Origin of the sequence: Pseudomonas sp. PB101 (genome assembly GCF_009764265.1) — a bacterium.
GTDB lineage: Bacteria > Pseudomonadota > Gammaproteobacteria > Pseudomonadales > Pseudomonadaceae > Aquipseudomonas.
Window position 1 is genome coordinate 165,088 of the sequence record NZ_RWIR01000026.1, and the last position, 11,105, is coordinate 176,192.

9 protein-coding genes and 1 tRNA gene are annotated in these 11,105 nt (G+C 56.4%); 7 read left to right on the forward strand and 3 right to left on the reverse strand.

Annotated features, from left to right (window positions below; genetic code table 11):
- Positions 1-141: 141 nt before the first annotated feature.
- Positions 142-453 (reverse strand): DUF3077 domain-containing protein, encoded by a 312-nt coding sequence (locus EI969_RS09115; protein ID WP_160387198.1) that lies wholly within the window; start codon positions 451-453, stop codon positions 142-144.
- A 651-nt stretch (positions 454-1,104) separates the two neighbouring features.
- Between EI969_RS09115 and EI969_RS09120 the strand changes: the two genes are divergently transcribed.
- Positions 1,105-2,523, forward strand: a complete 1,419-nt coding sequence (locus EI969_RS09120; RefSeq protein WP_160387200.1) for a PAAR domain-containing protein — start codon at positions 1,105-1,107, stop codon at positions 2,521-2,523.
- 1,247 nt (positions 2,524-3,770) lie between these two features.
- Here EI969_RS09120 and EI969_RS09125 read toward each other — a convergent pair.
- A complete protein-coding gene (locus EI969_RS09125; RefSeq protein ID WP_160387202.1) occupies positions 3,771-4,100 on the reverse strand; it encodes a hypothetical protein in 330 nt (109 codons plus the stop codon).
- Between the two features lie 151 nt (positions 4,101-4,251).
- A tRNA-Leu gene (locus EI969_RS09130) sits at positions 4,252-4,336 on the reverse strand.
- A gap of 107 nt (positions 4,337-4,443) precedes the next feature.
- On the opposite strand from EI969_RS09130, the gene queA reads away from it, so the two are divergent.
- The 6 genes from queA to EI969_RS09160 all read left to right on the forward strand — a co-directional run bounded on the left by queA (position 4,444) and on the right by EI969_RS09160 (position 10,544).
- The gene (gene queA / locus EI969_RS09135) at positions 4,444-5,508 is read left to right on the forward strand and encodes a tRNA preQ1(34) S-adenosylmethionine ribosyltransferase-isomerase QueA (protein ID WP_150718723.1); all 1,065 of its coding nucleotides are present in this window, start codon (positions 4,444-4,446) and stop codon (positions 5,506-5,508) included.
- A gap of 14 nt (positions 5,509-5,522) precedes the next feature.
- Positions 5,523-6,638, forward strand: a complete 1,116-nt coding sequence (gene tgt, locus EI969_RS09140; RefSeq protein WP_160387208.1) for a tRNA guanosine(34) transglycosylase Tgt — start codon at positions 5,523-5,525, stop codon at positions 6,636-6,638.
- A 43-nt stretch (positions 6,639-6,681) separates the two neighbouring features.
- Positions 6,682-7,017 (forward strand): preprotein translocase subunit YajC, encoded by a 336-nt coding sequence (yajC, locus tag EI969_RS09145; RefSeq protein ID WP_007982729.1) that lies wholly within the window; start codon positions 6,682-6,684, stop codon positions 7,015-7,017.
- Between the two features lie 64 nt (positions 7,018-7,081).
- A complete protein-coding gene (gene secD, locus EI969_RS09150; RefSeq protein ID WP_160387204.1) occupies positions 7,082-8,950 on the forward strand; it encodes a protein translocase subunit SecD in 1,869 nt (622 codons plus the stop codon).
- Between the two features lie 9 nt (positions 8,951-8,959).
- Entirely contained in the window at positions 8,960-9,874 is a 915-nt protein-coding gene (gene secF / locus EI969_RS09155) for a protein translocase subunit SecF (protein ID WP_110660599.1), read from the forward strand.
- Between the two features lie 121 nt (positions 9,875-9,995).
- Complete coding sequence (locus EI969_RS09160; RefSeq protein WP_103394284.1) at positions 9,996-10,544, forward strand: glycine zipper 2TM domain-containing protein; 549 nt, start codon at positions 9,996-9,998, stop codon at positions 10,542-10,544.
- Positions 10,545-11,105: the final 561 nt, after the last annotated feature.

Sequence of the window (11,105 nt, forward strand, 5' to 3'; positions counted from 1 at the left end):
CCACACCCCGACGGCAAACAACCCCCGACAGCCCATCGCAATAACCTGTGGGAGCTGGCTTGCCGGCGATAGCGCCCACTCAGCCAACACAAATGCCGAATCAGCCACCACCCTCACAAACCACACCCACAGGCTCAACCACTATCCCTCAGCCTTAGCCCCCGCACGCTTGGACACCGGCACAAAAGCCCGATCCCGAGTCAACACCTTCACCGCATCATCCACCAACGCCTTACTCATAGAAGTCAGATAATGCGCAGCCCAAGCATGACGATCAGTGTCGCTGGCATAAGCAGCATCTTCAGTGAGCGTCTTGGCCAGGAACAGAAAATCGGAGGCCATGGACAACGCATCACCAAGAGGAACCCCGCGAGTGACATGAAACAGCGGTTGATCCGCGCAGTAGATCGCAGGCGTCAGGCCAATGGTTTTGAGTTCAGATTGTTCAGTCATTGGCCACCTCCGAGGATGGAGAGGCAATGGGAGAGGGTGTTACGCGATTGGGAATTGCGTAGAGGGGAAAGCCAAATTTCAAACGGATTGATACTGCGCATTCTGAAGCTCCTTAATTTGAAGAGCTGCCGCATTCGTTACCAAGCGAATGGGTGGCAGCTGTGCGCAGGTTGGTAAACCGGGAAATCAAGGAAACCGGCACGTCCGAAGACGTCCCACGCACAGCCGCCATAACGCAGATCGCAGGCGAAAAAAAGCGCCTGCGAACGCATGGCACTGTTACGCAGTGATTTACCTCGGGTTACCAAGCCCGGTCGCTGAATTGGCAGCGACGGCGGAAGGGTATCGTGCAGGTTCCTTTCTCGCAACTTTTGAACACATCAGCCAGAAATCTACTTTTGGCGAACTAATGTGGTTTGTTCTTCTTTTTTCCAGTTCGACTGCAAACCAAGCACTTATGCGTATTTGTTTTTTTAGTTTTTGTCGTCTTTTTCTGTATAGCTTGTAGGAAGGTTCCTGTTCGTTCCGCAATGTCTTGAATTGCCTCCGCGCCCACGTAGTTTGTGTTCGCCGACTCGTTCCCGAGTCGGCGCGACTCATAAAACGCAGCATGCGCCTGCCTGGCGCGTGGATGGACAAGGAGTACAAGCAATGGCAAAGGGATACTTCATTCGCGAGGGTGACAAAACCACCTGCGGCGGCAAAGTACTGGAGGGCGATACTCACATCATGATGTTTGGTTTCGCCCATGCGCGCGACGGTGACCGGGTTTCCTGCGGCAAAGACAATAAGAGCTACGTGATCGCTGGCGGTGTTTCCTACATCAGAAGCAGCAACGGCAAGATGGTGGCGGGATCGCTGGATAGCTTCAGTAGTTGTCCTTGCAGAGCCGGGCTGATCCCGTCGCAGGACACGGCGGGCTACCAGTCCGAGCGCAGTGCAGCGCCTCACGCCACGCGAACCGCCACTGCGCAAGCCGAGCCCGCCGCTACCCGCGCAACCGTAGCGTCTCGATCCTCCAGCTTCGCGCCGACGCCAACCCTTCCCATGCCGATGCGTGACAACAGCGCAGAGCTAGTCGAGCCAGGCTTTTACATCGTTCCGAAGAGCACCACCAGCGAACAACTCGAGGCCTCGCTGTTCACTCTGCGCGACCCGGCGGTGATGGGCAAATTCAAGTTGCTCAATCCCAATCTGCGCGACGTCAAAGCCGGCTCGCTGATCGTGCTGAGTGATCCCAACAATTTCCAGTGCACACGTGAAGAAGCGCTGCTCATGGAGATGGCGGCCAAGACCAATCAGGTGCTTGAAACGCTTAGTCCGGAAGAAGCGAACTTCATGGTGGAACACCGCGAGGCCTTCCAGACCCTCCTGACTTATAGCTCTGGCGCTATTGGCGTTGGCGCGAGTATTTTCAAGAATAATCTGGATAGCGTCGGCAGTGCTTTAACGGACATTGAAGTGCTGCAACAGAAAACGCTGCAAAGAGATGGACACCTGCGCTCGCCAGCCTTTTTTGCAGAACGTCAGCGTTTGCTTGCAATACTTAACAGCCACATGACGACGCTGACCCGCAAGGGGATTGGTTTTCCTCACCACATTAATTTGAAAAAAATGTTGGGCATCTCCAGTCAAAGCATGGTTCATCACTGGAGCAATGCCAGTCCTGCGGGGCAGATACCGGGTCACGCAACCCACCTTGACGGTGTGGCAAAAGCTGCAAAATACGTCAAATACGGCGGTTGGTTAGGGACCGCCGTCGGCGGAGGCGTTTCTGCTGCGAAGATTCAGGATGTGTGTTCTGCAGGAAATACCGAGGCGTGTAAACGGATCAGGTTTACCGAGACCGGGAGTTTTGTGGTTGGTGTGGGCGGAGGCATGGCGGCTGGTTGGATGTTGAGTGCCCCTGTTGTCGGTGCACTGTGTATTGGATTAGGGGTGCCTACAGGCGGAGTTGGAACGTTGGCATGTAGTATTGTTGTGGTTGGAACTGGTTCTCTGGTGGGAGGTGAATTGGGTAGTAACCTCGGTGAAATGGCTGGTGAAGTAATTTATGAGGCGGCGAAATGACTACTGCGGGAATGGTTATTGGTAGCTTGAGTTTGTTCGTGGCCATTTGTTTATTTGTTTGCATTGCACTTGCTCTTTACTTGGGATATGCCCAGGGCGAAGAAATATCCAAGTGTTTCAAGTATAGCTCTTCCAGCATAACTAGCGTTACACATAGGAACTCAGGTCCTTACGGTAAAATACAGTTTGTTGGAGGGGTTTCTTTTGTAGTGACATTTCCTCGTTATTTTTTAAAACATGGAATTCTCGATGCTGAGGATATGAGGAGTTTCCCTTTGAACCTTAGGCGAAAGCTTGTAGGGCTGCAATGGGGGTTTCTAGGAGTCTTCATCACTATGCTATTGCTGGTCAGTATAGGCAGTGCAAGAGTCCTTGATTAGAGAGCGATTTGGCAAATAGTGGGTAAATAGATGGCGGGGCGAATAGGGGGGCGGGCTTATTATTAAGTAAAAATGAATCTGTCCCCACTGGTCCGAATGGCGGTTGGCGCGATCTTTGGGTTGGCATCAGCAGGTGCTGCAACCACAGCTGTATGTGTCGGATTGAGTGTGCCTACTGGCGGACTAGGCGGTTTAGCTTGTAGGGTCGTAGTGGTTGGCATGGGTAGCTATGCATCAAGCAAACTTGGCAGTGCCGTTGGCGAAGATATAGGTGAGGTTATTTATGAGGCTACTCAATGAGCTTGAATGCTGCGGATAAAGCATTTCTTGTTGTCGGGCTAATGAGTTTTGGCGGTATATTGGTTTGTGTTGGGCTCGCGTTACATCTGGCATATTCAAAAATGGATTTTAATGCTAGAGCATATTAAAAACAGTTCCGCTGTCATGGTTCAAGCCCCTTTAAGGCATGGCGGGCCGTGTGGGAAGCTTCTTTTGGTTGGGTGGATATCCGGGATTGTTACGTTTCCCGGTTATTACATGAAGCGTGGCGGAGTAAGTGTGGAGGATTTGAACGGACTTCCAGTCTTCCTTAAGAGAAGGTTGAGCTTTGTAAAACGGGCTTTTATAATATTATTGGTTGTGGTGGTTTACTTTTTGCTGTTAGAAGAATGAGCTAATAGGGGGGATGGGTTGATGTATTGTACGGCCCATTTCCTTTCCTTTCCTTTTCTTTTGTTTTGCCAATTATCGACGTATGGATCTTTTAAGAAGAGAGTTAAGTGTGGCGAGGGCGTAACCTGATGGTGTGTGGAAAGTTTCGCTGTAATTTATTTATTTTAGGTTGGCGCAATACATTGCTGGCGCTATTCATTGAATGTCTTTCAGATAATCCTTGAGCGCAACGAGCGGGGCATCAAGCTGCTCCAGCGTCTGAACACCGGAAAATTCCCCCGCCAACCTCCGCAACTCCCGCCCCAACGGCTTATCCACACCGCCAATGGCGTCCAGCGCTAACCCGACACACTCATCCACCTTAGTCTGGATCCCCTCAACATCCCCCCGCCGCACCAGTAACTCAAACACATCCCGCTGGTAATCCCCCATCACCAAATCATCACGCAAGATCGGGCTTGAATCTTCCGATTCATAAGCCAGTTTGAGGGAGAAGAGGGCGACGGTTTCCAGGTGCAATTCCATGGAGGGAATCCTTGTGAAATGTTCCGGCGGTGCGGGTGGTGTGGAAGGGCAGGGGCAAAAGCATCGCCGGCAAGCCGGCTCCTACAGGGGGCGGGGTTGCTTTTCTATAGGCGAAAAAAAAGGCCTTGCAAAGCAAGACCTTTCTTAATTTTGGTGCCCCGAGGGAGACTCGAACTCCCACTCCTTTCGAAAACGGATTTTGAATCCGCCGCGTCTACCAATTCCGCCATCAGGGCTCAATGGCGGCGAAGTATAGAGATGAGATAACCGCTGGTCAATCAGGTACATGGAGAATTTTTGATATTTCCGCTAGACTTCCCGGCCCTGCTAGACGAACCCCATCATGCGCGTTGCTGACTTTACTTTCGAGCTCCCTGATTCGCTGATCGCCCGCCATCCGCTGGCCGAGCGGCGCAATAGTCGCCTGTTGACCCTGGATGGGGTCAGCGGCGCCCTGGCACACCGTCAATTCACTGATTTGCTGGAGCATTTGCGTCCCGGCGATTTGATGGTGTTCAACAATACCCGGGTGATTCCGGCGCGGCTGTTTGGCCAGAAGGCTTCCGGCGGCAAGCTGGAAATCTTGGTGGAGCGGGTGCTCGACAGTCATCGCGTGTTGGCCCATGTGCGGTCCAGCAAGTCGCCGAAGCCTGGGTCGAAGATCCTCATCGACGGCGGTGGCGAGGCCGAGATGTTGGCGCGGCACGATGCGTTGTTCGAGCTGGGGTTCGCCGAGGAGGTGTTGCCGCTGCTCGACCGTGTCGGGCACATGCCGCTGCCTCCTTATATAGACCGTCCGGATGAAGGCGCCGACCGCGAGCGTTATCAAACCGTCTACGCCGAGCGTTTGGGCGCGGTGGCGGCGCCGACGGCGGGGCTGCATTTCGATCAGGTGCTGATGGAGGCGATTGCCGCCAAGGGCGTCGAGACCGCGTTCGTGACCCTGCACGTCGGTGCCGGCACGTTCCAGCCGGTGCGCGTCGAGAAGCTTGAAGACCACCACATGCACACTGAATGGCTGGAAGTCGGCCAGGACGTGGTCGATGCCGTGGCCGCCTGCCGTGCTCGCGGTGGTCGCGTGGTGGCGGTGGGGACCACCAGTGTGCGTTCCCTGGAGAGCGCCGCCCGCGATGGCGTGCTCAAGCCGTTCAGCGGCGATACAGACATTTTCATTTACCCTGGCCGGCCGTTTCATGTGGTCGATGCCCTGGTCACCAACTTCCATTTGCCCGAATCCACGCTGTTGATGCTGGTTTCGGCTTTCGCTGGTTATCCCGAAACCATGGCTGCCTATAAGGCCGCGGTCGACAACGGATACCGCTTTTTCAGCTACGGTGATGCGATGTTCATCACGCGTAATCCTGCGCCGACTGCCCCTAAAGAATCGGGCCCAGAGGAAACTGTATGAGTCGCACCTGTCGTATGTCTTTCGAGCTGCTGGCCACTGATGGCAAGGCTCGTCGCGGTCGTTTGACCTTCCCGCGCGGTACCGTCGAGACCCCGGCCTTCATGCCGGTGGGCACCTACGGCACGGTCAAGGGCATGCTGCCACGGGATATCGAGGCGACCGGCGCTGAAATCATTCTGGGCAACACTTTCCACCTGTGGCTGCGCCCGGGCACGGAAGTGATCAAGAAGCACGGCGACCTGCACGATTTCATGCAGTGGAAAGGCCCGATCCTGACCGACTCCGGCGGTTTCCAGGTGTTCAGCCTGGGCGCCATGCGCAAGATCAAGGAGGAGGGCGTGACCTTCGCTTCCCCGGTCGACGGCGCCAAGGTGTTCATGGGCCCGGAAGAGTCGATGCAGGTCCAGCGTGACCTGGGCTCCGACATCGTGATGATTTTCGACGAATGCACGCCGTACCCGGCTGACGAAGACGTCGCGCGTATTTCCATGGAATTGTCCCTGCGTTGGGCCAAGCGTTCGAAAGAAGCCCATGGCGAGAACACGGCGGCACTGTTCGGCATCGTTCAGGGCGGCATGCACCAGGACCTGCGCATGCGCTCCCTGGAAGGCCTCGACCAGATCGGCTTCGACGGCCTGGCCATCGGCGGCCTGTCGGTGGGCGAGCCCAAGCACGAGATGATCAAGGTGCTGGATTACCTGCCGGGCATGATGCCGGCTGACAAACCTCGTTACCTTATGGGCGTTGGCAAACCGGAAGACTTGGTTGAGGGTGTGCGCCGCGGTGTGGACATGTTCGATTGCGTGATGCCAACCCGTAATGCCCGCAATGGGCATCTGTTCATCGATACCGGCGTGCTGAAGATCCGAAACGCGTTCCATCGCCATGATGATTCGCCGCTCGATCCGACCTGCGATTGCTATACCTGCCAGAACTTCTCCCGCGCTTATCTGCATCACCTGGACAAGTGCGGCGAAATGCTGGGAAGCATGCTCAATACCATCCATAACTTGCGTCATTATCAAGTGCTTATGGCTGGTTTGCGCGAGGCTATTCAACAGGGTACATTGGCCGCCTTTGTCGATGCCTTCTACGCCAAACGCGGGCTACCTGTTCCGCCTTTGGACTGAGTTTTCTGACCCCAAGATTCAACATTTGCAACTGGAGTGCTAAATGAGCTTTTTTATCTCGAATGCCATGGCTGACGCTGCTGCACCTGCTGCAGGCCCAATGGGTGGCGGTTTTGAGTGGATTTTCCTGGTCGGTTTCCTGGTCATTTTCTACCTGATGATCTGGCGTCCACAGGCCAAGCGCGCCAAAGAGCAGAAAAACCTGCTGAGCAGCCTGCAAAAGGGCGACGAAGTTGTGACCACCGGCGGTATCGCCGGCAAGATCACTAAAGTGGCCGACGATTTCGTCGTTCTGGAAGTTTCCGACACCGTCGAAATGAAATTCCAGAAAGGCGCCATCGCTGCCACGCTGCCAAAAGGCACGCTCAAAGCGATCTAAGTTTCAACTTCATCTTCAATCGACGGGGCGCGCAAGGCGCCCCGCGTCATAAACGGGCGGCGTGATGCTGAACAAATATCCTCTGTGGAAATACATTCTGATCCTGGCGGTGCTGGCGGTCGGTCTGATTTATTCCGCTCCCAATCTTTATCCTGATGACCCGGCCATTCAGGTCAGCGGTGCAAGCACTGCGCTGCAGGTCAATCAGGCTGATCTGGATCGCGTGAGCGCTGCGCTCAAGGAATCCGGGATCAACGTCAAGGCTGCCACGCTGGCTGCCGGCGGCAAGGGCGGGCTGATTCGCCTGACCAAGGCTGAAGACCAGCTGCCAGCCAAGGACGTTGTGCGCAAGGCATTGGGTGATGACTACGTCGTCGCGCTGAACCTGGCACAAACCACCCCGCAATGGCTGCGCAACCTCGCTGCGCACCCGATGAAGCTGGGCCTGGACTTGTCCGGTGGTGTGCACTTCCTGCTGGAAGTGGACATGGACAAAGCCCTCGATGCACGCCTGAAAGTCTACGAAGGCGACGTCAAGAGCCTGTTGCGTAAAGAGAAACTGCGCTATCGCAGCCTGCCGCAACTCAACGGTGCCATCCAGCTGGGCTTCGCTGATGAAGACAGCCGTGAACAGGCCCGTGTGCTGATCCGCAAGAACTTCAACGATTTCGACATTGTTCCGGCCGACCTCAACGGTCAACCGGTGCTGCGTCTGGCGATGACCCCGGCCAAGCTGGCGGAAATCCGCGAATACTCCATCAAGCAGAACTTGACCACGGTACGTAACCGCGTCAACGAGCTGGGTGTTGCCGAACCGATCGTCCAGCGCCAGGGCGCCAACCGCATCGTGGTTGAGCTGCCGGGCGTGCAGGACACCGCCGAAGCCAAGCGTATCCTCGGCAAGACGGCCAACCTCGAGTTCCGTCTGGCCGCTGAACCTGGCGCTTCGAAAGCCACTTCCGAGGAATTCGAATTCCGCGAAGGCAAGCGTCCTCCTGCGTTGATCGAACGTGGCCTGATCATCACCGGTGACCAGGTAACTGACGCCAAGGCTGGCTTCGGCGAGCACGGCACGCCGGAAGTGAACATTCGCCTGGACGGTCATGGCGGCGAGCTGATGAGTCGCGCAACCCGTTCGAACGTTGGCCGCAGCATGGCGGTGATCTTTATCGAGCAGCGCCCGGTGACCACGTACACCAAGCAAATGGTCAACGGCGTCGAGAAAGACGTAGCGGTTCAGACCTTCAAGGAAGAGAAGAAGATCATCAGCCTGGCGACCATCCAGTCGCCGCTGGGTGCTCAGTTCCGTATCACTGGCCTGAACGGCCAGGGCGAGTCGTCCGAACTGGCGCTGCTGCTGCGTGCCGGTGGTCTGGCTGCACCGATGTACTTCGCTGAAGAGCGCACCATCGGCCCGAGCCTGGGTGCCGACAACATCACCAAGGGTATCGATGCATCGCTGTGGGGCATGCTGTTCGTCTCGCTGTTCATCATCGCCATCTACCGCTTCTTCGGCATCATCGCCACCGTCGCTCTGGCGGTGAACATGGTGATGCTGCTGGCCCTGATGTCGCTGCTGGGTGCAACGCTGACCCTGCCGGGTATCGCCGGTATCGTGTTGACCATGGGTATGGCGGTCGACGCCAACGTGCTGATCTTCTCGCGGATCCGTGAAGAGATCGCCGCCGGCATGACCGTGCAGCGGGCAATCAACGAAGGCTTCGGCCGGGCATTCACCGCGATTCTCGACGCCAACCTGACAACACTGTTGGTCGGCGGGATTCTCTTTGCCATGGGCACAGGTCCCGTCAAGGGCTTCGCAGTGACCATGTCCCTCGGGATCTTTACCTCGATGTTCACGGCCATCATGGTGACCCGCGCGATGGTCAACCTGATCTTCGGCGGTCGTGACTTCAAGAAGTTGTGGATTTAAGGGGCTGCCATGTTACGTACAATCAACTTCATGGGCGTTCGCAACTTCGCGTTCGGCGTCACATTGTTCCTTACGGCGCTGGCCTTGTTCAGCGTCGCCACCAAGGGCATGAACTGGGGCCTGGACTTCACCGGCGGTACGCTCATCGAGCTGACCTACGAGCGTCCGGCCGACGTCACCCAGGTGCGTGAGCAACTGGTTAAATCGGGTTATCACGAAGCCATCGTGCAGAACTTCGGTGCCACCACCGATCTGCTGGTGCGTATGCCTGGCGAAGACCCGCAACTGGGTCACCAGGTCGCCGAGGCCTTGCAGAAGGTCGGTGGCGAGAACCCGGCGACGGTCAAGCGCGTCGAGTTCGTCGGCCCGCAGGTGGGTGAAGAGCTGCGCGACCAGGGCGGCCTCGGCATGCTGATGGCGCTGGGCGGCATCCTGATCTACCTGGCGTTCCGCTTTCAGTGGAAGTTTGCGGTCGGTGCGATCGTTTCCCTGATCCACGACGTGATCGTGACCATCGGTATCCTGTCGTTCTTCCAGATCACCTTCGACCTGACGGTGCTGGCGGCGGTACTGGCGATCATCGGTTACTCGCTCAACGACACCATCGTGGTATTCGACCGGGTTCGTGAGAACTTCCGTGTACTGCGCAAGGCCAGCCTGATCGAGAACATCAACATCTCGACCACGCAAACCCTGCTGCGGACCATGGCGACGTCGATCTCCACCTTGCTGGCGATCGCGGCCCTGCTGTTCTTCGGCGGCGACAACCTGTTCGGCTTCTCCATCGCCTTGTTCATCGGTGTTCTGGCGGGTACTTACTCGTCGATCTACATCGCTAACGTGGTGCTGATCTGGCTGAACCTGAGTACGGAAGACCTGATTCCTCCGGTCAATACCGAGAAGGAAGTCGACGACCGTCCTTGAGGGAAGCTTCTCTAGGTGGTGTAGTCCAAAAAAGGCGCGAGTTGAACTCGCGCCTTTTTTTGTGCTCCAAGGCTGGGAGAAGCGCGGACACGTTCCGCATGTGATGGTCCAGGAGGTTCATGTGAACAAGTCGATGCTGGTTGGTGCTGTACTGGGTGCTGTCGGTGTGACTGCCGGGGGCGCTGTGGCCACCTACAGCCTGGTTAAAAGCGGTCCGGAGTACGCACAGGTACTCGCCGTTGAGCCGGTCAAGACACAAATCAAGACTCCACGTGAAGTGTGCAAGGATGTAACGGTCACCCGGCAGGCGCCGGTGAAAGATCAACATCAGATCGCCGGTACGGTGGTCGGTGCATTGGCAGGTGGTTTGCTGGGTAACCAGATCGGTGGCGGCACCGGCAAGAAGATCGCCACGGTCGCGGGCGCTGTCGGTGGTGGTTATGCCGGTAACAAGGTGCAGGAAGGCATGCAGGAGCGTGACACCTACACCACGACCCAGACCCGCTGCAACACGGTCAATGACATCAGCGACAAGGTCGTAGGCTACGACGTGCGTTATTCGCTGGATGGCAAGGAAGGCAAGGTGCGCATGGATCGTGATCCAGGCAACCAGATTCCGGTGGATAAGGAAGGCAAGTTGATCCTGTCGCAGAACGAGCCGGCTCAATAAGCAGCTCGGATTAAAAAAGAAGCACCCTGCGGGGTGCTTTTTTGTGCCCGCGATTTAGTGCTGATCTGTAGGAGCCGGCTTGCTGGCGAATGATGCCGCGCGGTTTGTCAGATACACCGCTATCGCTGGCAAGCCAGCTCCCACAAGGGCGTTGGAGTTGCCGGAATTGTAGGAGCCGGCTTGCCGGCGATAGCGGTGTAGCAGTCGACATCAATAGTGAAAGTCAGACCGAATCGCCAGCAAGCCGGCTCCTACAGGAGGGTGGGTGTTGCTGGTGATAACTACAGGGCATTGCCGGAATTGTAGGAGCCGGCTTGCCGGCGATAGCGGTGTGGCAGTCGACATCAATGGTGAATGTCAGACCGAATCGCCAGCAAGCCGGCTCCTACAAAGGGCGCCTGAATTTCGGGCATAAAAAAAGCACCCCGAAGGGTTAATGCCGATCAGTTAAGCCTTCTCGCTTGACCTTTGGCCGCAAGAAATCAAAATCCGATGCCTGTACTGGCATCGGATTTTTTTATGCGTCTCGCTCGAGCCCTGGAACTGACCCACAACATCGCC

What these genes read in the sequence shown, in the direction of transcription:
- EI969_RS09115 (WP_160387198.1), bottom strand. Translation starts at nt 453, where the DNA reads ATGACTGAACAATCTGAACTCAAAACCATTGGCCTGACGCCTGCGATC.
- EI969_RS09120 (WP_160387200.1), top strand. Translation starts at nt 1,105, where the DNA reads ATGGCAAAGGGATACTTCATTCGCGAGGGTGACAAAACCACCTGCGGC.
- EI969_RS09125 (WP_160387202.1), bottom strand. Translation starts at nt 4,100, where the DNA reads ATGGAATTGCACCTGGAAACCGTCGCCCTCTTCTCCCTCAAACTGGCT.
- queA (WP_150718723.1), top strand. Translation starts at nt 4,444, where the DNA reads ATGCGCGTTGCTGACTTTACTTTCGAGCTCCCTGATTCGCTGATCGCC.
- tgt (WP_160387208.1), top strand. Translation starts at nt 5,523, where the DNA reads ATGTCTTTCGAGCTGCTGGCCACTGATGGCAAGGCTCGTCGCGGTCGT.
- yajC (WP_007982729.1), top strand. Translation starts at nt 6,682, where the DNA reads ATGAGCTTTTTTATCTCGAATGCCATGGCTGACGCTGCTGCACCTGCT.
- secD (WP_160387204.1), top strand. Translation starts at nt 7,082, where the DNA reads ATGCTGAACAAATATCCTCTGTGGAAATACATTCTGATCCTGGCGGTG.
- secF (WP_110660599.1), top strand. Translation starts at nt 8,960, where the DNA reads ATGTTACGTACAATCAACTTCATGGGCGTTCGCAACTTCGCGTTCGGC.